Source organism: Phenylobacterium sp., assembly GCF_036963605.1.
Taxonomy (GTDB): Bacteria; Pseudomonadota; Alphaproteobacteria; order Caulobacterales; family Caulobacteraceae; genus Phenylobacterium.
Genome location: NZ_JBALUY010000028.1, coordinates 1 through 25,044, shown reverse-complemented (window position 1 = coordinate 25,044; position 25,044 = coordinate 1). Strand labels below are relative to the sequence as shown.

Below are 25,044 nucleotides of genomic sequence, written 5' to 3'. Positions count from 1 at the left end.
GTCAGGCCGCCGTCGCGTTCTCGATGACTTTCGAGACCAGGCCGTACTCGATGGCCTTCTCGGCGTTCATCCAGAAGTTCCGCTCGGTGTCCTTGACCACCTTCTCATAGGGCTGGCCGGTCTCGCGGGCGATGATGCGATTGACCCGCTCGCGCATCTTCACGATCTCCTCGGCCTCGATCTGAATGTCCGAGGCCTGGCCCCGCACGCCGCCCATGGGCTGGTGCAGCAGGAATCGGGTGTTGGGCAGGCAGAAGCGGTTTTCCTTGGTGGCGCCCAGGAAGATGTGGGCCCCGGCGCTGGCCACCCAGCCGGTGCCGATGACCTTCACCTGCGGCCCGCAATAGCGGATCATGTCGTGGACGGTGTCGCCACTTTCCACGTGGCCGCCGGGGGAATTGACGAAGACCTTGATGTCGCCCTTGCCATCCGAGGCCAGGGCCAGAAGCTGGGCCGAGACGCGCTCGGCCAGCCGCATGTCGATCTCGCCGAAGATGAGGACGGTGCGCGACTTGAACAGGGCGTTCTGCACCGGCCCGGCGCTCATCGGCATGTCGGGAAGGCGGCCCTTGTCGTCGTCGTCTTCATCTTCGAGACGGAAACCCATTACGCTCTCCTAAAATCTGCAGTGAGGCGGAACGTGCGTCTTGCAGCGCCCCGCCGCAAGGGGTCAGCGCGCTGCTGTCGCGATCAGCCGCGCATAGAACTGCACCATTCGTTCCAGATTGGGCAAAGTCATGCGCTCATCGACCCCATGGATCATGGCGGTTTCGGCCATGCTCAGCGTGATCGGCTGGAAGCGGTAGGTGTCCTGCGCCACCTCGGCGAGGAAGCGGCTGTCGGTGCCAGCGGTCACCAGGCCCGGGGCGACGGGGGCGCCGGTCACGCCGGCGGCCAGGGCTGAGATCACCTTCCAACCGTCCGAATCCGTGGACGAGATCGCCGACGGCTCCTGCGGCGGGCGGGCCCAGGCGAAGGTGACCGGCAGGTCGCCCACGGCGGCCTGGGCCGCCTTCAGGACGTCCTCGGAGCTGTCGCCGGGCGCGATGCGATAGTTGATCCAGGCCCTGGCGTCCCGGGGCAGGACATTCTCTTTCGGGCTGCCCTGCAGCATGGTGGGCGCAATGGTGGTGTGCAGCAGGGCCGCGCCGGCCGGCGTCGCGGCCATCTGGCCGACGATCAGCGGTTCGGTGGCCCAGGTGTTGGCCAGCGCCGCGCGCATGGGCAGGCCGGACTCCGCGCCCAGCACATGCAGCATGTCGGAGCCCGGTCCCTGGAGCCGCATGGGGAAGGGGTTTTCGGTGATCTCGGTGACCGCCCGGGCCAGGGTGGAGACGCCCGTCTGCGGCGGTGGGGCCGAGGAATGTCCGCCCTCGGACGATGCTGTCACCACCAGGGTGGCATAGCCCTTTTCCGCCACCCCGATCAGGGCCGCGGGGCCGCCGGTCAGGGGATTGTCGGCCACCACCAGCAGGCCCTCGTCCAGGACGAACTGGGCCGAGAGGCCACGGGCCTTCAGCAGATCATTGGCGGCTGTCGCGCCGCCGCCGCCCACCTCCTCGTCATGGCCGCTGACCAGGATCACCGTCCGACGGGGCTGGAAGCCGGCCCCGGCCAGGGCTTCGACGGCCTCGAACAGGCCGACCAGCGAGCCCTTGTCGTCCACCGCCCCGCGTCCCCAGACGGCGCCGTCTGCGATCACGCCCTCGAAAGGCGGATGGGTCCAGCCCTCGGCGGCGTCGGCGGGCACCACGTCCTGGTGGGCCATCAGCACGATGGGGTCCAGGTCGGGCTCTGAGCCTGCCCAGGTGTAGACCAGGGTGTGGCCAGCCACGACGTCGCGGCGCATGGCGGCGTGGGCGCGGGGATAGGTGGTCTGCAGCCAGGCGTGCAGGGCGTCCCACTCTCCCAGCCGGTTGTCGGCGGCGTCCTGGTGGCTGACGGTCTGGAAGGTGATGGCCTGGGCCAGGCGTCCGGCGGCGGCGGCCAGGTCGAAGGCCGGCGCCGGGGCCAGTTCGATGTCTGCGGCCACCAGCCTCGGCGGCTCATAGAGGGCCGTCCGCACCGCCACGACGCCGACCAGCGCCACGACCGCCACGCCGGCGCCCAGGGCGATCTTGCTCAGAATTCCCATGGTCTTCCCCCTCAGAAGCGGCGTGACCATAGTCCGGTCGCAGGCCTTTGGGCGCCGTTTTCCCACAGCAGGCGTGAACCGGGGCCATTTCCGCCCGTTGGTCAGGCCGTGAAGCTTCCGCCCTGGATTCCCTCGCTCAAGCCGGCCTCGGCCGAGGCCCTGGCCTTCGGGGGCTTCTGGGCCTTCCTGCTGGACGCCGCCCTGGTGGTGATCGCGCTCACCTGGGCGATCGACGCCTTCGCCCCGCCCCAGGATTTGCCCTGGAAGCCGCTGAGGCTGGATGATCCGCCGGGCCTGGCCACGGCGGTGAAGTTCCAGCGGGCGGCCGATGATCCCGAACTGTGTCGTGCGGTGCTGGAGGCCGGCGGGGTGGAGTTCACCAACGAGCCGGACCGGCCTACCGGGAATTGCCCGCTGACCAACACCCTGCGCCTGCGCGGCGGGGTGACGCCGCTGGGCCCGGCCGCGCCGGTGATGACCTGTCCGCTGGCCCTGTCCTACGCGTTTTGGGATCGGCATGTGCTCGGCCCGGCCGCCCGCCAGGTGATGGAGACCGATGTGGCGCGGGTGGAGCACTACGGCGTCTTCGCCTGCCGCAACGTCTATGGCCGCAGCGAAGGCCGGCGCAGCGAACATGCCACCGCCAACGCCCTCGACGTATCGGCCCTCGTGCTGGAGGACGGCCAGCGGCTCAGCGTCATCGGCGATTTCAAGGATGAGGGCGAGGGCGGGACCCTGATGCGGGCGGTGCGCACCGGCGCCTGCGACTATTTCCGCGCCGTCCTCAGCCCCGACTACAACGCCGCCCACGCCGACCATCTGCATATGGACTATGGTCGTTTTGGGCTCTGTCGGTAGGCCGTTAACCATAGCTCGCGGGATTGAGGGCGGCCGGCTAAGCTAAGGCCCTCCCCGAAGCGTCCCTCCGCAGAGTTCATGGCCGGCTACCGCGCTCCCCGTCATCCGCAGGTCGAAGACCATGCGCGCCGCCAGACCTTGATCGCCCGCCTTGTCGGCCTGGGGCTGATCTGGATCCTGGTGGCGATCATGGCCCTGGTGGCCGAGCGGGCCATTCCAGACCAACATCTCCCCTGGACACCCCTCAGCGTCATCGATCCGGTGGGGGCCGCCACTCGGGCCAAGGCCGCCCGCACCGGCCAGGACGTGGCCGCCTGCCGGGGCGTGCTGGCCAAGGGCGGCCTGACCTATGTGATCGCCCCGGAGGCTGAAGATGGCTTCTGCTCGGTCAAGGACGCGATCCTGATCACCGGGGGCATGGCGCCCCTGACGCCGGCCGATGCGGTGATGACCTGCAAAGAGGCCCTGGCCGTGGCCATCTGGGAGCGGCAGGTGGTCCAGCCCGCAGCCTTCGAGGCCTTCGGTCACGCGGTGGTGGCGGTTGAGCACTACGGCGCCTTTTCCTGCCGACGGATCTATGGCCAGGCGGCCGGTCCCCCCAGCGAGCACGCCAGCGCCAACGCCCTGGACGTGGCCAGCTTCCGGCTGGCCAATGGCGAGGTCGTGCGGATCAAAGATCACTGGGGCGACGCCGGCGCCAAGGGTCGCTTCCTGCGGGAGGTGCGCGACGGCGCCTGCAAGGTGTTCATCACCACCCTGTCGCCGGACTACAACGAGGCCCACGCCGACCACTTCCACCTGGATATGGGCGGTCGCCCGCTCTGCGCCTGAGGCGTCGTAAATATAATAACGAGAATCATTCGCAGTTATCTTGTGGCTGGACCGAGCCGCGCCTATAAGCCCCCACGCATCTGACAATGCGTCGCAAAAGCTAAATCTGGGGGTTTATCCATATGCACGACACCACGCTGCGCCGCAGCCTGATGCTGGCGGCGAGCCTCATGGCTCTGGCTGCGCCGGCCGTCGCTGATGACGAGGCGCCCACCCGCGTTTCCGAGCTGATTGTCACGGGCCAGGACGGGGAGGTGAGTGTCGCCACCAAGACCGATACGCCCCTGCTCCAGACCCCCCAGGCCATCTCAGTGATCACCGCCGATGTCTATCAGGCCCGTGGCGCGGTCTCGTTGCAGGAGGTGCTGAACTACAGCGCCGGCGTTCGCTCCGACGCCTATGGCAATGACGGGCGGGTGGACTCCTTCTTCGTCCGCGGCACGACGCCGGCCCAGTACCTGGACGGCATGCGCAGCAGCTACGCCTATTACGATACGGCCAAGGTCGATCCCTATGCGCTGTCCCAGGTGGAGGTCATGCGCGGGCCCTCCTCGGTGCTCTACGGCCAGGGCTCCATCGGCGGCATCGTCAACCTGACGTCCAAGCGCCCGGAATTCGGCCGCCGCGGCGAGGCGATCGCCTCCCTGGGCAGTTTCGAACGCAAGCAGGTTCAGCTCGATCTCACCGGCCCGATCGACGCGGCCGGGACCCTGGCCTATCGCTTCACCGGCCTCTATCGCGACGCCGAGACCCAGGTGGACCATATCGGCGATGACCGGCTGTTCCTCGCCCCCTCGATCACCTGGCGGCCCAGCGCCGACACCGAGCTCACCCTGCTGGTCCATCACCAGGAGGATCGCACCGGCTCGACCACTCAGTTCCTGCCGCACCAGGGCACGCTGCTGCCCAATGTGAACGGCCAGCTGCCCTCGAACACCTTCATCAGCGAGCCGGACGTCGAGCTCTATCGGGCGATCCAGTCGAATGTGAGCCTGTTCGTCCGGCACCGGTTTAATCCGCACTTCGAATACCGGCTCAGCGCCCGCGGATCCTGGTCGGACGTCAACTACCAGACCATGTACCCGAACAGCTATTTCAACCCCCTGAACCCCTGGGTTCAGCCAGGCGAGGCCGGCTATGTGGGCCCGCAGCGCAGCACCACACGCTACATCTCCTATTCCTTCCCGGAATCGCGGGCCTATTCGATCGACCACCAGTTCCAGGCCAACTTCCGGACCGGCGGCGTCGAACACACCCTGCTGTTCGGGGTGGACGGCCAGCAGTACCGCCAGTTCATGGAGTCGGGGTCCGCCCTGACCACCCCCATCGACCTGTTCGATCCGGTCTATGGCAACTATGTCGAGCCGGTGGTGACCCGGAAGGCGACCACCGAACAGGAGCAGCTCGGCGTCTATCTGCAGGACCAGATCCGCCTGGGCGGCTGGAACCTGATCCTGGGGGTGCGCCGCGACGAGGCGACGACCCGCTCCATCGCTGTGAATTCGACCGTCACTGAGAAGACCTCCGACGCCACCACCTATCGGGCGGGCCTGCTCTACGCCTTCGAGGGCGGGCTCTCGGCCTATGTCAGCTATTCGGAGAGCTTCCTGCCGGTGGCCGGCGCCAACATCTATGGCGAGCCCTTCGAGCCCCAGATGGGCAAGCAATGGGAGGCGGGCCTCAAATGGCAGCCGGCCCCGCAGTATCTGGCGACGGCGGCGGTGTTCGACATCCGCGACACCAACCGGCTGACCGCCGACCCGACCAATCCGCAGAACCGCATCCAGACCGGCGAGGTCCAGTCCCGAGGTTTTGAGGTGGAAGGCCGCGCCATCTTCCGCGAGGTCTACGATCTGAGCGTCAACTACACCTACAACGAGGTGGAGGTGTCCGAGAGCACCAACCCCCAGGAGGTGGGCAAACCGTTTGCGTCCCAGCCCCTGCATGCGGCCTCGGCCTGGGGAACCCGCCGCTTCCGCATCGGCGCCGACGGCGAGCTGAGCCTGGGCCTGGGGGTGCGCTATGTGGGCGAAACCACCGACCAGGACGCCAATCGCCTGTTCATCCTGAAGACCCCGGCGGTCACCCTGTTCGACGCCCTCGCAGCCTATGAGCAGGACAACTGGCGGCTGTCCCTCAACGTGCAGAACCTCGAGGACGAGTACTATTTCTCGAGCTGTCTGGTGCGCGGCGACTGCTTCATCGGGTCGCGCCGCAAGGTGATCGGCGCCCTGACCTACCGCTTCTGATCGCAGGATCCGTCCGCCACCTTCCCCTCGGCGGACGGGGCGGCGCCGCCTTGACCTGGGGTCGGGCGGCGCCGCAAATGGCGCCATTCAAACAAGCATTTCAATTCAGGGAAGACGCGCCATGGAACTGTTCGATCTGACCGGCAAGGTCGCCGTGATCACCGGATCCTCGCGGGGCATCGGCAAGGCGATCGCCGAGCGCATGGCCGAACATGGCGCCAAGGTGGTGATCTCCTCGCGCAAGGCCGGACCCTGCGATGAGGTGGCCGCGGCCATCAATGAGAAGCACCCGGGCGCGGCCATCTCCGTGCCGGCCTCGATCTCCTCGAAGGAGGATCTGCAGCGCCTGGTGGACGAGACCACAAAGGCCTTCGGCAAGATCGACATCGTCGTCTGCAACGCCGCCACCAACCCGTATTTCGGCCCCATGGCCAAGATCGAGGACGACGCCTTCCGCAAGATCCTCGACAACAACATCATCGCCAACAACTGGCTGATCCAGATGGCCGCGCCGCAGATGCGCGAGCGCCGCGACGGGGCGGTGATCATCATCTCGTCCATCGGCGGCCTGCGCGGCTCCACCGGCATCGGCGCCTACAACATCTCCAAGGCCGCCGACTTCCAGCTGGCCCGCAACCTGGCCGTCGAGCTCGGCCCGGACAATATCCGCGTCAACTGCATCGCGCCGGGCCTGGTCAAGACCGACTTCGCCAAGGCCCTGTGGGACACGCCGGAGGCCGAGAAGCGCTCCAGCGCCAACAATCCCCTGCGCCGCCTGGGTGAGCCCGACGACATCGCCGGCGCGGCGGTCTTCCTGGCGTCCAAGGCTGGCTCCTGGATGACCGGCCAGGCGATCGTGGTCGACGGCGGCTCCACCTGCTGAAGATGAGCGGTCCGGTCTTCGCCTTCGCGCCGGCCAGGGCCAGCGACCTGGAGGCGTTGACCGAGCTGCGGCTGGCGGTGATGGCTGACAGCTTCAACCGCATCGGCCGCTTCAATCCGGATCGGGCGCGGGCCTGGTTCGCCGAGACCTATCGTCCCGAGACCACTCGCCTGATCATGATGGGCGATGAGATGGCCGGCTGCGTGGCCTTTTTCCCAACCGGGACCGGCGTGCTGAAGCTGGAGCACTTCTATCTGCAGCCGCACTGGCAGGGCCGGGGACTGGGGTCGGCCGTGCTCGACTCGCTGCTCACCGAGGCCGACGCCCAGGGCGCGCAGGTCATCCTGACCGTCCTGCGCGAGAGCGACGCCCGACGCCTCTATGACCGCCGCGGCTTTGTGGAGACCGGCCGCGACGACCTGGATGTCTATATGACCCGGCCGCCCGCCGCCTGAGCCGCCTGAGCTGCCAGGTCGCGCGCGCGCGCCAGCCGTTCCGCGCCTTCATCCAGGGTGGCGTCGGCCTTCGCGAAACACAGGCGCAGGATGGTGGTGACGGGATCGGTCTCGTAGAGGGCCGAGACCGGTATCGTGGCGACGCCGGCCTGCTCCACCGCCAGGCGGGCGAAGGCGTGGTCGGCCAGGGTCACCCCCGACGCGGCCAGGTCGAGGTTCAGGAAATAGGTCCCCTGCGAGGGCAGGACGGCGAAGCCCTCCTGGGTCAGCGCCTCGGCCAGGCGCTGCTGGCTGGCGGCCAGGCCGACTGGCATCTGCGCCAGCCAGTCGCCCAGGGTGTCCAGCCCGAAGGCCACGGCCACCTGCAGGTTGGGCGGAGTGGTGAAGGTCAGGAACTGGTGGGCCCTGGCCATGTGGCGGGCCAGGGGGGCTGCGGCGCACATGAAGCCCACCTTCCAGCCGGTGAGGCCGAACATCTTGCCCGCCGAGCCGATCTTCACGCAGCGCCCGGCCATGCCCGGATAGCCCATCAGCGGCCGGTGGACGGCGGGCGCGAAGACCACCTGCTCCCACACCTCGTCGCAGATGGCGATCAGGTCATGGGCCACGCAGAGCTCGGCCAGGAGGGCGAGGTCGGCGTCCGGGACCACCACGCCGGTGGGATTGACCGGATTGTTCAGCACCACGAAGCGGGTCTTCGGCATGATCGCCGCCTCCAGCATGGCCCGCGTGAACCGCCAGTGGGGCGGCGAGAGCGAGATCAGCCGCGGCACGCCGCCGGCCCGGCGGATCAGCGGCAGATAGGCGTCATAGAGGGGCTGGAAGACGATCACCTCGTCCCCGGGCTCGATCAGGGCCAGGAAGGCCGCCGCCAGGGCCTCGGTGGCGCCGGACGTGATCACCACTTCGGTGGTCGGATCGAGCTCGAGCCCCTGGGTGCGGCGGTAGTGACCGGCGACCGCGGCCCGCAGCTCCGGCAGCCCGGCCATGGGCGGATACTGGTTGTAGCCATCCAGCACCGCCTCGGCCGCCTTGCGCCGCACAGGCTCAGGCCCGGGATCGTCGGGAAAGCCCTGGCCCAGATTGATGGCGCCGTGGGTCCGCGCCAGTCCGCTCATCTCCTCGAAGATGGTGGTGGGAAGGGCGGTGAAGGTGGCGTCGGGCATGGAAAGATCCGGATGGCGGCCCGCCACTCTAGGCCAGCCCGGCGGGCAGACATCAAGTTGACTAGGAAACCTGGTCATGTAGTTTCCTAGTCAACTTGTGGAGACCCCATGCGCAACCGACCTTCGCCCGCCGATCTGACGGACCACCTCGGCTACTGGCTGAGGCTGGTGTCGAATGCGGTGTCCCAGAGCTTTGCCCGCCGCGTCGAGGCCGAGGGCGTCACCGTGGCCGAATGGGTGTTCCTGCGGGCCCTGTATGATGTCGAGCCCATGGCGCCTTCGCAGCTCGCCGAGCGCATGGGGATGACCAGGGGGGCGATCTCGAAGCTGGCCGACCGCCTGGCGGCCAAGGACCTGGTTGAGCGCCGGGAGGCGGGTGGCGACGGGCGGCGTCAGAGCCTGACGCTCCGGCCCCCGGGCCACGCCCTTGTGCCCCGGCTGGCCGCCCTGGCCGATCAGAACGACGCGGCCTCTTTCGAAGGGCTGACGCCCGAAGAGCGCGGCGAGCTGGAACGCCTGCTGCGCAAGCTTGCGGCGGCCCAAAATCTGAACGCGGCGCCGATCACCTGAGGCGGCGTCGATCCCCACCCCATGCAAGAGGAGACCGCCATGGAGGCGCAGAAGATCGAAGTGGCGAAGGCTTGCCTGGCCGCGGCCTATGAGGGGACCGCCCCCTTCCCGGAGATTATTGGGAGGCTGATGGCGGCGGGCTTCGAAGGCTATCTGGTGGACTATCGCGGCAATGCGACCACCTACGTCCTGCCCGACGGTGACAGTGTGGTGATCGACAACCCGCCCTCCGAGGGCGGCGTCGCCGCGATCTTCGACGCGGCCGGCCTGGCCGATCGGGTCAGGTGGGCTCAGGCCAACCCGCCGGACTACAGCTACGGCGCCTTCTGCAGCCATGCGAAGGCCGCAGGCTGCGCCGGCTACCTGGTCTCGTTCCTGGGGCGCAGGGTGCTCTATTTCGGCCGCACGGCCGAAACCCACGTGGAGCATTTTCCACAGTAGGCGCTGGCCCAGGCGGAGCGCGCCTGGGCCGCGTAGTTTCTAGTCTTCCTTGACGCGCTTCTTGCGGAAGCTCGGGTTCAGGACCTTCTTGCGCAGGCGGATGTTCTTGGGCGTCACCTCGACCAGCTCGTCTTCCTCGATATAGGCGATGGCCTGTTCGAGGGTCAGCCGGCGCGGCGGAGTCAGGCGGATGCTCTCGTCCTTGCCCGAGGCCCGGACGTTGGTCAGCTGCTTGGCCTTCATCGGGTTGACGTCCAGGTCGTCGGCCCGGGCGTTCTCGCCGATGATCATGCCCTGATAGGTCTTCTCGCCGGCGCCCACGAACATGGTGCCGCGGTCTTCCAGGTTCCACAGGGCGAAGGCGGCGGTCTCGCCGTCGGAATTGGCCACCAGCACGCCCTTACGGCCCGCGTCGATGGCGCCCTTGTAGGGCTCATAGTGGCTGAACACGCGGTTCAGCACGCCCGAGCCGCGGGTGTCGGTGAGGAACTCGCCCTGGTAGCCGATCAGCGAGCGGGACGGGGCCATCAGGCTGATCCGCGTCTTGCCGGCGCCCGAGGGGCCCATGTCCTTCAGCTCGGCCTTGCGGGCCGACAGCTTCTCGATGACGATCCCGGAGAACTCGTCATCCACGTCGATCATCACGTCTTCGATGGGCTCCAGGCGCTCGCCGGTCTCCGGGTCATTCTGGAAGACCACGCGGGGGCGGCTGATGGAGAGCTCGAAACCTTCGCGGCGCATGCCTTCGATCAGCACGCCCAGCTGCAGTTCGCCGCGGCCGGCGACCTCGTAGGCGTCCTTCTCGGCGGTCTCGGTGACCCGAATGGCGACGTTGGACTCCGCTTCCTTCAGCAGGCGGGCGGCGATGACGCGGCTCTGCACCTTGTCGCCTTCGCGACCGGCGAGCGGGCTGTCATTGACCGAGACGGTCATGGAGATGGTCGGCGGATCAATGGGCTGCGCCGGCAGGGCCTCGGTCACGTCGAGCGCGCAGAGGGTGTCGGCCACGGTGGCCTTGGACAGGCCGGCGATGGCGACGATGTCGCCAGCTTCGGCGTCCTCGATGGGCTGGCGCTTCAGGCCGCGGAAGGCGAGCACCTTGGTGATGCGGCCGCGCTCGATTTCCTTGCCGTCCCGCGACAGGGCCTTGATGGCCAGGCCCGGCGTCGCCTTGCCCGACTCGATGCGGCCGGTCAGCAGGCGGCCCAGGAAGGGATCGCTTTCGATCAGCACCGACAGGATCTGGAAGGGCGCATCGGCCCGGGCCACGGCCTTGGGCTCGGGCACATGCTCGACGATCATGTCGAACAGGGGGGCCAGCGTGTCGTTGGGCTGGGCCATGTCCAGGGTCGCCCAGCCGTTCTTTCCGCTGGCGTAGATGTGCGGGAAGTCCAGCTGCTCGTCGGTGGCGCCCATGGCGGCGAAGAGGTCGAAGGCCTCATTCAGAACCCGGTCGGGATCGGCGTGCGGCCGGTCGACCTTGTTCAGGCAGAGGATGGGCTTCAGGCCCATCTTCAGGGCCTTGCCCAGGACGAACTTGGTCTGGGGCATGACGCCCTCTTCGGCGTCCACCAGCAGGACGCAGCCGTCCACCATGCCCAGGATCCGCTCCACCTCGCCGCCGAAGTCGGCGTGGCCAGGGGTGTCGATGATGTTGATCCGCGTCTCGCCGGCCTTGCCGTTCCAGAGCACGCTGGTGCACTTGGCCAGGATGGTGATCCCGCGCTCGCGCTCCTGGTCATTGGAGTCCATGGCGCGCTCGACGGTCGCCTCATTGGCTCGGAACACGCCCGACTGGGCGAGAAGCTGGTCGACGAGGGTCGTCTTACCGTGGTCAACGTGGGCGATGATGGCGATGTTGCGCAGCGACATGGGAAACCTTTTCCGGAAGCGGCGGCTTTTAGGGGACAAGACGCCCCAGGGCTAGCGCGAAGTCGTGTCAGTCTTTCAATGGCCGAACGTCGTCTTGTGCGTTGCAACACGAAACACGATGTGATCCCAACCTCTAAGCCTATTGAAAAAACAGCATAAAGTGGGATTTTTCGGCTTCCCTGCGCAATTGCGACACTTTGGCGCTTGTCCTTTTGTGCGCCGCACCGTACATTTGAACCGTGAGGCGTCCTCGGACGTCTCTGCCCTTCCTGGGCGTTTCCTCCCTAATGAACTGGCCGCGCTTTCGAGCGCGGCCTTTTTTTTGCGCTGCGAGGGCGCGCACGGGCGTCTGGCGCAGGCGCTTGGTGCTGTCCTAAGGTCGGCCGGCCCAGTGCTGGACCAAGACCGTGAGCGATCCTCCAGAATTCACCCGTGAGATGTCTGCCGCCGAGGCTTGCGAGCGCCTGATTGGGGCCGGCTGGATGGAGATCGGCCGTGGCGACTGGTCCTGGGTCTATGGCCATGCCGACAGTCCCTGGGCCGTGCGGGTCACGCCCTTCGACCCGGCCTACGCCCTCTTCGCGCAAGCGTGCCTGGATGGCCCCGGCAACCGGTGGCTTCCGAAAGTGAAGATGGTCGTCCCGCTGCGGCGCGACGGCTACGCGACTTTTATCGAGCGCCTCTGGGCTGCGCCTGAGCCCTTTGCGGCCGCTTTCTGCGCCGCCCTCGGCCTGCCCAACCACAGTGGCTATGAGATTCAGCAGGACACCGGGCCCTTTGATCCCGCCGATCCCGATCTGATGGCGCTGCGCGAGAAGATCCTCGCCCTCATGAGGCAGGGCCAGGCGCGCTACGCCCTTTGGGGCGGCTCCGATATTCGCGCCGGGCAGGTGCTGGTCGACGCCCAGGGTCAGCTAAAGCTGGTGGATCCGGTGTTTCTGCGCGGCCCGGCGATGGTTGAGGCTATAGACGGTGGGAGTCCCGACCGGTTGTCGGACTTTTCGCGCGCGCAACTAGAGGACTTCTTGACCATCCCGGCCTTCACGCCGGGACCGGAGACAGAGGCGCTCCGCAAAAAGGTGGCGCAGATGTTCTCGGCGCGATGAGCGCATCCGCCTAGAGCCGCCCCGTCCAGTCCTCATTTGTCAGGGCGGCGGTCAGCGCCTCAATGTCGGCCTTAAGGCGCGCGAAGGCGGCCGTGGGGGCCAGCGCCTCTTCATCCAGATAGAGCGCCCGGTTCAGTTCGATCTGCAGGGCGTGGACCCGCCGGGCTGGGCGGCCGTAGTGCTCGGTGGTGTAGCCGCCGGCATAGGGGGTGTTGCGCACCACCCTATAGCCGCGGGCCTCAAGCTCCCGTTCGACCAGCCGGGTGAGCGTATTCGAACAGGCCGCGCCGAACCGGTCCCCCAGCACCATGTCGCAGCCGCCGACGCCGGCCGCCTTGGCCGCGATCGAGGGCATGGAGTGCCAGTCCACCAGGATGGCCACCCCGTGGGCGGCCTGGGCCTCGGCGATCAGCTGGGATAGCGCCGCATGATAGGGCCGGTGCGCCCCGTCGATGCGGCCTTGCGCCTCGGCGAAGGTCAGTTTGCGGGCATAGATCTCCTGGCCCTCGGAGACCACCTTGGCGATGGCGCCCAGTCCGGCCGCCACCCGGGCGGTGCGGCTGCGGGCGAAGTCGGGCAGCTCGTCGATGAACATGCCGGGGTCGAGTTCGAAGGCGTCGCGGTTCACATCTATATAGGCCCGCGCATAGCTGGCGGTGATCAGGGCGGCGCCGGCGGCCGGCGCGGCCTCCACCAGCTGGTCGACAAAGGCGTCCTCTGAGCGGCGGATGGCCCGGGCGTCGAGGGCTGCGGCCGACATCATGTCTTCGGGATAGAGGCGCCCGGAATGGGGCGAGGCGAAGATTACCGGGGTCGGCGGCGGCGCGCCGGGCAGGGCTGCGCGGCGCACCTCGAAGCCCGCCGGCCTTGCTGGGGCCGGCTCTGCGACGTCAATGGGCTCGACCGCGGACATGGGCTGCATATGACGATGCGCCGGCGCCGGGGTCAAACGGATCGGGGGCCAAAGGCGTGGGGGCGGTTCATCGGGGATTTACAAAGCCGCCCCTATGGTCGCTCCATGAAAGACGACGCCCTGGAATCGCCCATGCCCCGCATTCTTCTCGCCGAGGACGACGACTCCCTGCGCGGCTTCCTGGCCCGCGCCCTGGAGCGCGCCGGCTATGAGGTCCGCGCCTGCGCCGATGGCGAGGAGGCGGCCTCGGTCCTGGATCAGGACTGGGACCTGCTGCTCACCGACATCGTTATGCCCGGCATGGACGGCATCGAGGTGGCCCGCCTGGCCGCCGCCCGCAATCCGTCCCTGCGCATCATGTTCATCACCGGCTTCGCCGCCGTGGCGCTCGCCGCTGGCGATCAGGCCCCGGCCGGCGCCAAGGTGCTGTCCAAGCCCATCCACCTGCGCGAGATCGTCGCCGAGGTGGAGCGGATGATGGCCGCCTGAACCTCGCGGCGTTCGGCGGCTTTCTGCGCTTGCGCCCGCGCGGGCCGCCCGTTATACCGCCGCCCTTCCCGTCCCCGAAAGGGGCCGTCGGTATGGACGCGTAGCTCAGCGGGAGAGCACCTCGTTGACATCGAGGGGGTCACAGGTTCAATCCCTGTCGCGTCCACCATTCCCTTAATCTGACGCTCTTCGAGTCACATGCCCCGCGCGAGATCGCCGGACGGCGCTCTGGATGCCATCGCCGACAGCATCCACATGTGTGCGTGGGTGCCAAAGAGCCATGGGCCACCTCTAGCGAGGGGCGGGTAGGGTTAGCCGGCAAGCTCCGCTTGGTATCCATCAAACGGAGCCTGGATGCCGTAATATTCGATAAGCTTTTTAGCTTTGTCGTCCAAGTGTTCACCAAAACCCCGGAGATTGACCGCGGCAGCGTCTATAGCATTCTGGTGCTCTGCCGCGTCTTTGAAGCTCCCCTCCAGAGCAGCTAGCATTTGCTGCGCGATATCTAACGTCCCTCCGATATGGGAGATCTGAATTATTCCACGAGGATCTCCCATCAGATGAATGGGGAATGCGCCAAAGGTGGTGGCCGCTGCTTGTATTGCCCCGCGAGCCGCCAAAACAGCTACCTCTCTTGTACTAGGCTCTTCGAGAGTGTCAGCCATTTGGTGAAGGCGTTCGGCTGCCATAAGGACGATGGCAATGCCGGCTGTTCTGTTTGATGTGATCTCAGAAATCTGTAAGGCTCGGAGCCGCCGATGTTCCTCGTCTGACTGCCTTTTCGCTGCACTCCACGCGAAGAAGATGGCTGCGAGGCTGCCGAGGGCCTGAACCCAAGCGGCGACTATCGAGCCAAACAACCCGACTTCGTCGTTAAAAGCTGCACCACCGAGCAGAAATGCTGCTGTGGAGATTCCGGCCACGTAGGGCCAATGCCTGTCCCAGCGAAAGCTCACGGCTGTGCTCATGCTGGCCAAGCTGCGCCGATTCCCCCGCGTGCGCAGTCCCCACGCGACGAGAGCGCTGCACCTTCTCACGGTCCTATGCGCGCAAGCCTGCCGAGGTTGGGACGCCCCTAGTTCGGGGTGAAGAGGCCCTGCAGGCCGACGAGGATGGCGATCACGCCGAAGATGGCGACGATCAGGCCGGCGCCCGTCGATCGGCTCTCGGGGATGTCCTGGCCGGTCCGGCGCGCCAAGCCCAGGCGGTCCCACAACAGCAGCACGCCGGTGATGATGGCGACGACCTCGAAGTGGAAGAGGCGCGGGCCGCTGGTCAGGTGGACGATCAGGTAATAGCCGCCGCAGATCAGGGCGATGACCCCGACGATCCAGCCCAGGGGGCCGAGCTTGCGGGCCGCGTCGGCCAGGTTGTCGCCGACCGAGGGCAGGCGCGCCAGCAGGCCGATGGCCAGCAGGAAGCCGCCGAGGATGTTCGAAAGGTCGAGGAGGAGGGCGATCACGCTGACCTAATGCGCCAACAGGCTTGGCTGTTCCGCAGGCGTTCGCGGCGCGCCGTCGCCTTGCCCGACGCCAGGCACGACGGTATACCCCCATGGGGCATAATTGAGAGACCTGCGGAGCCGCCGGGATGATCCAGACTGACAGACGCCGACTGCTGGCCGGGTCATTGGCCTTTGGCGCCGCGGCGGCGACCCAGGGCCTGCTGCCCGCCTGGGCGCAGGGCGGGGCGTCGTCTGGCGCGCCGGCCGCGCTTTCGGGCGACCACATCGCCCTGCGGATCGGCCACACGCCGTTTTCGCTCGGCGGTGAAACCGGTCATGCGGTGACGGTCAACGGGACCCTGCCGGCGCCCTTGATCCGCCTGCGGGAGGGCCAGAACGCGCATCTGTCGGTGACCAACGACCTTGCGGAGGACACCTCCATCCACTGGCATGGCCTGCTGCTGCCGTTCCAGATGGACGGGGTGCCGGGGATCAGCTTTCCGGGCATCAAGCCCGGCGAGACCTTCCACTACGAGTTCCCGGTGATCCAGGCGGGGACTTACTGGTATCACAGTCATTCCAACCTGCAGGAGGCCATGGGCTGCTATGGCCCGCTGGTGGTCGATCCGGCCGGCGCCGAGCCTGTGGCCTATGATCGCGAGCACGTCCTGGTGCTGTCGGACTGGAGCTTCATCCATCCGCACGAGATCCTGGCCAAGCTGAAGAAGAGCCCCGGCTATTTCAACCGCTCCCGGACCACGCTTTCGGGGCTGGTGTCGGGCGAGGATGGGATGGGCCTGGCCGAGCGGCGCATGTGGGGCGCCATGCGGATGGACCCCCGCGACATCGCCGACGTGAACGGGACCACCTACACCTATCTGATCAACGGCCAGGGTCCGCAGGCGCCCTGGCGCGGCCTGTTCTGGCCGGGCGAGAAGGTGCGGCTGCGCATCATCAACGCCTCGGCCATGTCGATCTTCAATGTGCGGATCCCGGGCCTGGCCATGCGGGTGGTGCAGGCCGACGGCGCCGATGTGCGCCCGGTAGAGACCGATGAGCTGCAGATCTCGGTGGCCGAGACCTATGACGTGATCGTCGAGCCGAAGGCCGAGCAGGCCTACGCCCTGGTGGCGGAGTCGGTGGATCGCTCCGGCATGGCGGTGGGGATGCTGGCGCCGCGGGCGGGGATGAGCGCCGAGGTTCCGCGCTTACGCGAAGTTCCCACCCTGACCATGCGCGACATGGGGATGGGCGGCATGGGGTCGATGGCGGGCATGGATCACGCCGCCATGGACCATGCGGCCATGGGCCATGGGCCTGCGGCGCCCGCCGCCATGGAGCATGGGGCTCACCAGATGCGCGACAAGGCCCTGGCGCCGCCCGGCATGGCCGTGGGCGTCGGGGTGGACATGATCGCGCCGTCGCCGGTCAGCCGCCTGGACGAGCGGCCCATGGGGTTGGAGGACGTTCCCCACCGGGTGCTGACCTATGCCCAGCTGGTCGCGCTTTCGCCGGGCAAGGACCGGCGGGCGCCGTCGCGCAGTCTCGAAATCCACCTGACCGGAAACATGGAGCGGTTCATGTGGGGCTTTGACGGGCGCAAGTTCAGCGAGCTCGTCGAGCCGATCGCGTTTTCCCGAGATGAGCGGGTGCGGGTGACCCTGGTCAATGACACCATGATGGCCCACCCCATCCACCTGCACGGCCACTTCTTCGAGCTGGTGAACGGCGCGCCCCACGGCCATCAGCCGCTGAAGCACACGGTCAATGTGGCGCCGGGGTCGAAGGTGACCTTCGACCTGACGGCCGATGCGCCCGGGGACTGGGCGTTCCACTGCCACATGCTGATGCACATGCATGCGGGCATGTTCAATGTGGTCACGGTCCGTCCCCTGGACGGAGGCGCCGCATGATCCGCCTGGCCCTTTTGCTGGCGCCGGCCGTGCTGGCCGCCGGTCCTGCCTGGGCGCAGGACGCCCACGACCCCCACGCCCATCACCGGGCCGAGCCGGCGCCGGCCAGCCCCGCCCCGGCGGCTGATCCCCATGCCGGCCACGACATGGGGCCAAGCGTGGCGTCCAAGCCCGAACCCCACGCGGGTCATGGCGCAGAGACGGTCTCCTCTAGCAAGCCTCCGCCGGCCGCCGCCGATTCGGGACCCGCCCACGCGGCCGACCTCTACTTCGACCCCGCCGAGATGGCCCGGGCGCGGGACCAGCTTCGGGCTGAGAATGGCGACGTGCGGACCACGGCCCTGATCATCGACCGCCTGGAGGCCGCCTTCGGCGAGGGCGAGGCGACCTGGCTGTGGGATGTGCAGGGCTGGGCCGGCGGGGACATCAACCGCGCCTGGTTCAAGACCGAGGGCGAAGGCGATGTCGACGGCGGCCTGGAGGGGGCCGAGGTCCAGCTTCTCTACGGCCGCGCAGTCACCCCCTTCTGGGACGTCCAGCTCGGGGTGCGCCACGATTTCGTCCGCGGAGGAGATGACCTCAGCCACCTGGCCTTCGGCGTCCAGGGCCTGGCGCCCCACTGGTGGGAGGTCGATGCGGCGGCCTTCCTCTCGCAGGACGGTGACCTGACCGCCCGGGTGGAGGCTGAATACGATCAACGGATCACCCAGCGCCTGATCCTGCAGCCGCGCCTGGAGCTGGAGGCCTCGGCCAATGACGTCCCGGCCCGCCAACTGGCCGCAGGGTTCAGCCATGCGGCGGCCGGCCTGCGCCTGCGTTACGAGTTCGCCCCGGAATTCGCCCCCTATGTCGGGGTTGAATGGCATGGCGCCCAGGGCGGGAGCGCTGACCTGATCGAGGCCGCCGGCGGCGAGGCCGACGATGTCCGCCTGGTGCTCGGTCTCAAGGCCTGGATGTGAATAGGCCCGTCGAACAAGGATTTGCGAGCGCGCCGATGGGCGGTTAAGAGGCTTCGATGATCGCCCTGGCCGCCACCGCCTGCAATTCCTACGGTCCCATTCGGGGTCGAGGAATGGCGCGCGCCTAAGGTTCAGAGCGCATCTTCCTTTAGACCCCGCCGCCTGGCCGGGGTCGATGAGGTCTCCGCCAGGGGCTATTCCCGGAGCCGAGACCATGCCACCGCCCGCCGAACTGCGGCTGCCCATCGAAACCGAACGCCTGCGCCTGCGCGACTTCAGCCTGGAGGACGCCCCGGCCGTCCATGCCTATGGCTCCGACCCTGAGGTCACCCGCTACATGCCCTGGGGGCCGAACACGCCGGAGGAGACCGCGGCCTTTATCGCCCGCGTGCTTGAGCAGCAGGCGACCTGGCCGAGGCTCGATCTGGGCCTGGCCATCGAGCACAAGGCCTTGGGCGTGGTGGTCGGCTCCATCGCCCTGCACCTGCGCGACATTCCCCATCGGGCCCTGGAGATGGGCTACTGCTTGCGCCGAGACCTGTGGGGCCAGGGGATCGTGACCGAGGCGGGGCGGGCGCTCCTGCGTCTCAGCTTCGAGGAGCTTGGTCTGCATCGCATCACCGCCACCTGCGATGTGCGCAATGTGGGCTCCTACCGCGTGATGGAGAAGCTCGGCCTGCGTCGGGAGGGCGAGATGCGCAAGGATCGGCAGGTTCGGGGCGTCTGGCGTGACACCTACCTCTACGCGATTTTGGCCGAGGCCTGGCCTCGGCCGCTCAACTGATCGCCGATCACCGTCCGGGCGCCATCCCAGCCGTGCGAATCAAGGCCCAGGCGGCGGGCGGCGAATCGGTTTGCCGCGCCGGGGGCGTCGGTCTTGAAGGGCGGGAACGCCTCTGGGGCCGTAGAATGTGCGGTATTGTCAAATATGGTGAGGATGCGGCGGCTCTGTGGCCTGATGTCCCGGTGTCCTAGCGGAAACAGACGCCATTTCCCCGCCAAACGGCGGGGCGCAGTGTGACGTAAACGCCCCTTCTCGAAGGTGAAGTATGCCCACCAGCCCTTTGCAGGTAAGGGGTTTGGGATCAAAACTTGCGCTTTGGTCAAATAGTCTGGTTATGTCCAGCCGTTGAAAAAATTCTGGCGCTTTCGCCAAAGCCGTCAGATGATCATTTTTGCTCAAGGGTCAAAATCCCCACGTCAGAAGGGGATCGGCGCCAAGAGGGGGAAGGAAACCAATGTTGAAACGTACCTATTTCTGCGGCGGCTCGGTCATGGCCGTCGCCCTGGCCATGGGAGGCGCCGGCTCGGCCCTCGCCCAGGCCCAACCGACCGTGGTCGAGGAGGTCGTGGTCACCGGCTCATTCATCGCCGGTACGCCTGAAGACGCCGCCCTGCCGGTGGACGTCCTCGGGGCGGCCGAACTGGAACGGCAGGGCTCGCCCAGCGTCGTCCAGCTGGTCAAGACCATCAGCGCGTCCCAGTCGGCCCTGGGGGAAAGCAACCGCTACAATGGCGGCGCCGGCACGGCGACCATCAACCTGCGTGGCCTCGGCGCCTCGCGCACCCTGGTGCTGATGAACGGCCGCCGGCTGGCCGACTCGACCCAGGCCGCCTTCCAGGGCGGCGGGCAGGATCTCGGCTTCATCCCCACCGCGGCTGTCGGCCGGGTGGAAATCCTGAAGGACGGCGCGGCCGCCACCTACGGCTCCGACGCCGTCGGCGGCGTGGTCAACTTCATCACCCGCAAGGACCTCGACGGCTTCGAGGTCGATGCGGACTACACCTACATCGATGGGTCAGACGGCGACTACACGCTGGACCTGGCCTGGGGCAGCCTGTTCGACCGCGGCAATGTGCTGCTCACCGCAGGCTATCGCCACCGCTCGCGCCTCGACATCAACGAGCGCGACTGGGCCCGCACCCCAATGGATGCGGTCTATTATGGCGGCTGGTCGGGGTCTTCCAATCCGGGCTATTACGCCACGCCGAGCGGCACGACCTTCTTCCGGGATAATGGCTGTAACGAGCTTGGCGGCCAGCTGACCGCCGGCGTGACACCCACCGACAACACTGCCACGGGCAGCGTCTGCCGCTTCCAGTTCTCGGCCTTCAACGACCTGGTGAACGAGGAAGACCACTACCAGCTCTATGGCGAGCTGAACTTCGACGTCACCGACAACATCACCTTCCACGGGGAAGTGGCCTGGAAGCGCAGCGATGTGCCGAACCAGCGCCTGTCGCCGGCCAACCTGACGACCCAGTTCCCGACGCCGATCTCGGCGGGGGGCACCTCGGGTTCGACGGCGGCTCCGGGCTTCAACGGCCAGGTGCCCTTCTTCGTGCCGGCCACCCATCCGGGTCTGGTGGATCTGCGCACCAACTGCGCCGCCCCGCTGACCGCCGCCCAGTGCGCCCTGATGGGCGGCGGCGTGACCATGAACAAGTCGGCTTGGCGCGCCATCGCCCACGCCGGCCATCCGACCAATCCCGACGGCGCCGACTATCAGGATATCCAGAACACCTCGTTCCGGATTTCCGGCGGCTTCAAGGGTGAGTTCGACAACGGCATCGGCTGGGACGCGGCCCTCACCTACATGGAGACCGAGTCCACCATCGTCACCAACGACCTGCTGGTGAACCGCATCCAGCATGCCCTGAACGGCCTGGGCGGCGAGGGCTGTAATCCGGCCACCGGCACCCCCGGCGTCGGCCCGTGCCGCTACTTCAACCCCTTCACCAACAGCGTCGCGGTCAGCGCGGTGAACGGCGCCAACAACCCCTACTATCGCGGGGACGCCAATCCGCTCGTGGTCAACGACCCGGCCCTGGTGGAATGGCTCTACGGCACCTACACCAATATCGGCACCAACAACATCATGGTCGCCGACCTGGTCTTCAACGGCGAAACCGGCATCGAACTGGCCGGCGGCAACATCGCGTGGGCGGCCGGCGGTCAGTACCGCTACAGCCGTTCGCGCGACGACTGGGAGAACCTCGGCGACGTCCGGGCGACACCTTGCGTCGACTCCATCGATGACGGCCTGCCGATCTGCTCGGATCCGGTCGGCCCGTTCGTCTTCTTCGGCGCCCAGGAAGACTACGACGTCGATCGGGACGTGGAAGCCCTCTTCGCCGAGGTGCGTCTGCCCTTCACCGACAACTTCGAAGTGAACGCCGCGATCCGGCATGAGGAATTCGGCGGGCAGGTGGGCTCCACCACCAACCCGAAGATTTCCGCGCGCCTCCAGGCCACTGACTGGCTGGCCTTCCGGGCCTCGGCCGGCACCACCTTCCGCGCCCCTGGCCAGACCCAGATCTCGCCGGGCAGCAGCAAGGGCGTGTCCAACATCGGCGGCAGCTATCGCGCCGTGGTGACCAACAACAATCCGGGCCTGCAACCGGAGACGGCCAAGACCTACAACTTCGGCGTCCTGCTCGACACGGGCGCTTTCCGCGCCTCGGTGGACTACTTCAAGTTCGACTTCGAGGACGAACTGGTCCTGGAGCCGACCCAGGCCATCTACAACTCCCTGGATTGCTCCAATCCGGCCATCGTCGCGCGCTTCATCTTCGATGGGGCCTGCTCGCCGGCCAATGTGATCAATGTCAGCCGCTTCATCGTCAACGGTCCCTCGACCGAGACGTCGGGCCTCGACTTCAAGGCCCAGTACGACTTCGACGATTTCTTCGGCACTGACATGGTCGACGCCCGAGTTTCGATGGGCCTCGATGGCACTTATCTGCTGAGCTACGATCGCAGCGACTTCACCCTGTTCGGGGCTGACAACGTGGTGATCCAGGAGGCGCAGGATCGGGTGGGCCGCCACGAGCTGACCGGGGAGTTCTATTCCTACCCCCGTCTGCGGGCGACCGGCTTCATCAACGTCAACGGCGGTCTCTGGAACGTCCGCTATCAGGTCCAGTATCGCGAAGGCACCGAGATCATCGGTGAGGACTGCCCGGCCAGCGGCGCCAGCGCCGCCTGCCGCTACGATCGCGCCACGGCGACCTTCGTCAATGTGGGCAAGAGCGATGACTTCTGGCAGCACGACCTGACGGGCCAGTTCGAACTGCCCTGGAACACGACGGTCAGCGCCGGCATCCAGAACATCTTCGATACCGACCCGCCGTTCGTGCAGTCGATGTACAACTACGACTACACCAACGGGAACCCGCTGGGCCGGACCTTCAAGATCGGCGTCAAGCAGCGCTTCTAGGCGCTGCGAACGTGGGCCGGGCGGCTAGCCGTCCGGGCCGCACCTCATCGGCGTCGCCCTCGGGCGGCGCCGATTTCTTTTTGGGGCAGGGACTATGGGCGATCGCCTGGCGGGAGCGCCGCGGCCTCGACGTCGGTGAGCTTCCGCACCGATCTCACCATGCAGCTTTGCTGTCCGAACGGTCCCGGGGCGACGATGGTGGCGTCCGTGCCCCGGCAGACGGAGGACCCGCTGCGGGAGACAACGGCGAGCTTCTGGGCCCAGTCCATGTCGGGGCAGGGTGAGAACATCTGCATCTGATAGACATCGTTGACGCCGACCCGGAGATAGAGGGTCTCGTCATCGGGCGCACTGAATCCATTGACATTTCGCGTGAAGAAGCACTCCCGCCCCTCGGTGGAGGTGGTGGCCGTCGCAAGACGGCCCGGGTCCGCCGTGGGCGCGCAGGCGGCTGTGAGGGCGGAGATGGCAAGGGCGAGGATCGGGGTGCGCATGGAGTCTCCTGCGGTCTGGCGCTGTGGTTGGCTCCCCCGAACTGAAGCGAACGCCCGTCGAAGATCAAGGTTCAACGGCCGCCTGGCCAGTGCGCCGCATCGCCCGGCGCCGGAAGCGATCTGGGTCCAGCAGGTCGGCCATCTGGGTGGGAAGCGGCGATGGCGCGCCGAGAATCTGCGCCGCCACATGCTCGGCCAGGAGGGGAGCCAGGCAGAAGCCGCGTGACCCCAGGCCGGTGAGGACAAACAGGCCTGGCGCGCCGCCAGGCGCCGGACCCGCCATGGGCAGGCGATCAGGCGTCACCACCCGCACCGAGGCCCGGCCGGTGAGCGCCGCGGTCTCGACCTCCCTCGCCAATCGGGGCAGCCCCTCCCCGAGGGTCTGCAGATTTCGTCGGTGGTCTGATGGGCGCAGGTCATCGCCCGCATCATCCCGATCATGGGTCGCGCCGAAGACGAGCCCCTCGGGAGAGGAGGCCGCATAGCCGCCCCAGGCGGCGGCCCGGACGCTCCGGCCGGGCGCGATGGAGATCTGGCCGCGAACGGGTTGAAGCGGCGCATCGGGAATGAGCGCGCGCGCGCCCGACCCCGCGCACACGGCCACCATGTCGCCGCGCCACAGCTCCGCCCCTGACGGGCCCATCAGGGCCAAGCCTTCTCCGGTGGGCGATATGGACGAAACCGTCTCCAGCCGCACGTCCGCCAGCCAAGCCTCCAGTATGGCGGCGGGGCGGACCACTCGCGCGGCATGCTGAGCAAGCGCTGGCCCTGCAACTTTCTCGCCGGTCCACCGCGCCACGGATTCGGCGTCGGCGAGATCGAGGGCTGAGGCTTCGAACAGGTCCGACGCCGCGATCCGTGCAAATCGGTCGGCGTCCTTCGGTTGCCGGGCCAGTTGCATGACGCCGTGGTCAAGAACCGCGCCGGGAATGGCGTCATAGAGTTGGCCCGCCCGCGCCAGCGCCTGTGCGAACAGACCCTGGAGCGGACCCAGGCCGGCGTCGAGGCGGGGGGTCACCAGGGCGGCGGGATTGCCTGACGCCCCGTGGCCACGCCCCCCAGCGTCGAACACCTGAACATCAGCGCCGCCGCACCGCAAGGCGCGGGCGAGTGCGGCCCCGGCGATACCGGCCCCGATCACGGCCACGCCTGGCCTGGGCGGCTCGGGAGATGGCCTGTCGGCGCTCCAAGCCTCGAGGCGCTCGCGCTTGCGGCCGTGGCCAGCGCGTTTGGCCACCTCAAAGCCCTGGGCCTGCAGACCCCGGCGGACAGCGCCGGCCACGGTGAAGGTCGCCAGGCGGCCACCCGGCGCCGTGCGGGCCGCCACGAGCTCAAACACCTCGTCCCGCCACATCTGTGGATTGAGCGCCGGCGAGAAGCCGTCCAGGAACCAGGCGTCCGCCCGGCCGCTCCAGGCCCGCAGCGCCGCCCCGGCCTCCATCACCGCGACGTCCAGGGTGGCATCGAGTTCTGGAAGGTCGACCCGGTGGAAGCCGGTGGCCCGGCCCGGCCAACGGCTGGTGAGCAGGGCTGCGAGATCGGCCACCTCCGGCCAGGCGGCCAGCACGCCGCCCGCCTGGCCGGTGCTAAGCGGGTGGGCCTCAATGGTGAAGATGTGAAGGCGTCCGCCCGGCGGGCGCGAGGTGCGCCAGAGATCCAGCAGGGCCAGGATGTTGAGGCCGGTCCCGAAGCCCAGTTCGGCGACGGTGAAGTGCTGTCGCCCTGCCCAGCCCTGGGGAAGACCGCAGCCCTGCAGGAAGACCGCCCGCGATTCGGCCAGGCCGTCCTCGGTGGAGAAATAGACGTCGCCATAGAGGCGCGAGCGCGGTTGGCCCGCAACGTCGAGAATCAGCGGCGATTCGTCCGAACCGGAATCAGATGGGGCGGCGGGCGGGCGCATCGCTCCATTGGCGGCCAGAGGAGGATCGCTTCAAGGCCTATTGCGCGCCCATAGCAAAAGGGCCGCCCCAGAGGACGGCCCTTCATCGAAAACGCCGAGGCGTTCGCGAATGGCTTAGTGAGCCGGAGCTTCCACGGCGGCGTCAGC

At 67.7% G+C, this 25,044-nt stretch carries 22 protein-coding genes and 1 tRNA gene; 14 read left to right on the top strand and 9 right to left on the bottom strand.

The features are described from left to right. Position 1: 1 nt before the first annotated feature. Positions 2-607 carry an ATP-dependent Clp protease proteolytic subunit gene (locus V7702_RS07220; protein WP_335649462.1) on the bottom strand — a complete coding sequence of 202 codons (606 nt, stop codon included), beginning with the start codon at positions 605-607 and terminating at the stop codon, positions 2-4. A 63-nt stretch (positions 608-670) separates the two neighbouring features. Next, positions 671-2,134, bottom strand: coding sequence for a M20 family peptidase (locus V7702_RS07215; RefSeq protein ID WP_335649461.1), 1,464 nt, complete (start codon positions 2,132-2,134; stop codon positions 671-673). A gap of 108 nt (positions 2,135-2,242) precedes the next feature. Here V7702_RS07215 and V7702_RS07210 point away from each other — a divergent pair, with 108 nt between their 5' ends. From V7702_RS07210 to V7702_RS07190, 5 genes are all read left to right on the top strand, one after another. Then, on the top strand, positions 2,243-2,992 hold the full coding sequence (locus V7702_RS07210; protein ID WP_335649460.1) for an extensin-like domain-containing protein: 750 nt from the start codon (positions 2,243-2,245) through the stop codon (positions 2,990-2,992). Between the two features lie 78 nt (positions 2,993-3,070). Then, positions 3,071-3,823, top strand: coding sequence for an extensin-like domain-containing protein (locus V7702_RS07205; protein WP_335649459.1), 753 nt, complete (start codon positions 3,071-3,073; stop codon positions 3,821-3,823). 122 nt (positions 3,824-3,945) lie between these two features. Continuing rightward, positions 3,946-6,072 (top strand): TonB-dependent siderophore receptor, encoded by a 2,127-nt coding sequence (locus tag V7702_RS07200; protein ID WP_335649458.1) that lies wholly within the window; start codon positions 3,946-3,948, stop codon positions 6,070-6,072. A gap of 121 nt (positions 6,073-6,193) precedes the next feature. Next, a complete protein-coding gene (locus V7702_RS07195) occupies positions 6,194-6,955 on the top strand; it encodes an SDR family oxidoreductase (RefSeq protein WP_300578341.1) in 762 nt (253 codons plus the stop codon). A 2-nt stretch (positions 6,956-6,957) separates the two neighbouring features. Beyond that, positions 6,958-7,410 carry a GNAT family N-acetyltransferase gene (locus V7702_RS07190; RefSeq protein WP_335649457.1) on the top strand — a complete coding sequence of 151 codons (453 nt, stop codon included), beginning with the start codon at positions 6,958-6,960 and terminating at the stop codon, positions 7,408-7,410. Here V7702_RS07190 and V7702_RS07185 read toward each other — a convergent pair. Then, positions 7,383-8,576, bottom strand: a complete 1,194-nt coding sequence (locus tag V7702_RS07185; RefSeq protein WP_335649456.1) for an aminotransferase — start codon at positions 8,574-8,576, stop codon at positions 7,383-7,385. The genes V7702_RS07190 and V7702_RS07185 overlap by 28 nt on opposite strands. A 108-nt stretch (positions 8,577-8,684) precedes the next feature. Between V7702_RS07185 and V7702_RS07180 the strand changes: the two genes are divergently transcribed. Both V7702_RS07180 and V7702_RS07175 read left to right on the top strand, forming a co-directional pair. Further along, a complete protein-coding gene (locus V7702_RS07180; protein ID WP_335649455.1) occupies positions 8,685-9,146 on the top strand; it encodes a MarR family winged helix-turn-helix transcriptional regulator in 462 nt (153 codons plus the stop codon). A gap of 21 nt (positions 9,147-9,167) precedes the next feature. Next, positions 9,168-9,587, top strand: a complete 420-nt coding sequence (locus V7702_RS07175; RefSeq protein WP_335649454.1) for a DUF1398 domain-containing protein — start codon at positions 9,168-9,170, stop codon at positions 9,585-9,587. A gap of 39 nt (positions 9,588-9,626) precedes the next feature. Here the strand turns inward: V7702_RS07175 and typA are convergent, their stop codons facing one another. Further along, entirely contained in the window at positions 9,627-11,459 is a 1,833-nt protein-coding gene (typA, locus tag V7702_RS07170; RefSeq protein ID WP_335649453.1) for a translational GTPase TypA, read from the bottom strand. Positions 11,460-11,866: 407 nt separating this feature from the next. Between typA and V7702_RS07165 the strand changes: the two genes are divergently transcribed. After that, positions 11,867-12,565 carry a hypothetical protein gene (locus V7702_RS07165; RefSeq protein WP_335649452.1) on the top strand — a complete coding sequence of 233 codons (699 nt, stop codon included), beginning with the start codon at positions 11,867-11,869 and terminating at the stop codon, positions 12,563-12,565. A gap of 10 nt (positions 12,566-12,575) precedes the next feature. Here the strand turns inward: V7702_RS07165 and V7702_RS07160 are convergent, their stop codons facing one another. Then, positions 12,576-13,478, bottom strand: coding sequence for an N-formylglutamate amidohydrolase (locus V7702_RS07160; protein ID WP_335649477.1), 903 nt, complete (start codon positions 13,476-13,478; stop codon positions 12,576-12,578). Between the two features lie 132 nt (positions 13,479-13,610). On the opposite strand from V7702_RS07160, the gene cpdR reads away from it, so the two are divergent. Both cpdR and V7702_RS07150 read left to right on the top strand, forming a co-directional pair. Continuing rightward, on the top strand, positions 13,611-13,967 hold the full coding sequence (gene cpdR, locus V7702_RS07155) for a cell cycle two-component system response regulator CpdR (protein ID WP_300576359.1): 357 nt from the start codon (positions 13,611-13,613) through the stop codon (positions 13,965-13,967). Between the two features lie 94 nt (positions 13,968-14,061). Next, positions 14,062-14,136, top strand: a tRNA-Val gene (locus tag V7702_RS07150). Positions 14,137-14,278: 142 nt separating this feature from the next. Here the strand turns inward: V7702_RS07150 and V7702_RS07145 are convergent. Together V7702_RS07145 and V7702_RS07140 are read right to left on the bottom strand one after the other, a co-directional pair. After that, entirely contained in the window at positions 14,279-14,923 is a 645-nt protein-coding gene (locus tag V7702_RS07145) for a hypothetical protein (protein ID WP_335649451.1), read from the bottom strand. 119 nt (positions 14,924-15,042) lie between these two features. Beyond that, the gene (locus V7702_RS07140) at positions 15,043-15,429 is read right to left on the bottom strand and encodes a hypothetical protein (RefSeq protein ID WP_335649450.1); all 387 of its coding nucleotides are present in this window, start codon (positions 15,427-15,429) and stop codon (positions 15,043-15,045) included. Between the two features lie 128 nt (positions 15,430-15,557). Between V7702_RS07140 and V7702_RS07135 the strand changes: the two genes are divergently transcribed. The 4 genes from V7702_RS07135 (at position 15,558) to V7702_RS07120 (ending at position 22,503) form a co-directional block, all read left to right on the top strand. Next, positions 15,558-17,324: a copper resistance system multicopper oxidase gene (locus tag V7702_RS07135; RefSeq protein WP_335649449.1), complete on the top strand. Its 1,767-nt coding sequence runs from the start codon at positions 15,558-15,560 to the stop codon at positions 17,322-17,324. Next, the gene (locus V7702_RS07130) at positions 17,321-18,283 is read left to right on the top strand and encodes a copper resistance protein B (RefSeq protein ID WP_335649448.1); all 963 of its coding nucleotides are present in this window, start codon (positions 17,321-17,323) and stop codon (positions 18,281-18,283) included. The genes V7702_RS07135 and V7702_RS07130 overlap by 4 nt, the downstream gene beginning before the upstream one ends. 214 nt (positions 18,284-18,497) lie before the next feature. Beyond that, positions 18,498-19,067, top strand: coding sequence for a GNAT family N-acetyltransferase (locus V7702_RS07125; RefSeq protein WP_335649447.1), 570 nt, complete (start codon positions 18,498-18,500; stop codon positions 19,065-19,067). Between the two features lie 454 nt (positions 19,068-19,521). Further along, on the top strand, positions 19,522-22,503 hold the full coding sequence (locus tag V7702_RS07120) for a TonB-dependent receptor domain-containing protein (protein WP_335649446.1): 2,982 nt from the start codon (positions 19,522-19,524) through the stop codon (positions 22,501-22,503). A 92-nt stretch (positions 22,504-22,595) separates the two neighbouring features. Here the strand turns inward: V7702_RS07120 and V7702_RS07115 are convergent, their stop codons facing one another. Together V7702_RS07115 and mnmD are read right to left on the bottom strand one after the other, a co-directional pair. Further along, the gene (locus tag V7702_RS07115) at positions 22,596-22,997 is read right to left on the bottom strand and encodes a DUF6491 family protein (protein WP_335649445.1); all 402 of its coding nucleotides are present in this window, start codon (positions 22,995-22,997) and stop codon (positions 22,596-22,598) included. 64 nt (positions 22,998-23,061) lie between these two features. Beyond that, positions 23,062-24,897 carry a tRNA (5-methylaminomethyl-2-thiouridine)(34)-methyltransferase MnmD gene (gene mnmD, locus V7702_RS07110; protein WP_335649444.1) on the bottom strand — a complete coding sequence of 612 codons (1,836 nt, stop codon included), beginning with the start codon at positions 24,895-24,897 and terminating at the stop codon, positions 23,062-23,064. Between the last annotated feature and the right edge of the window lie 147 nt (positions 24,898-25,044).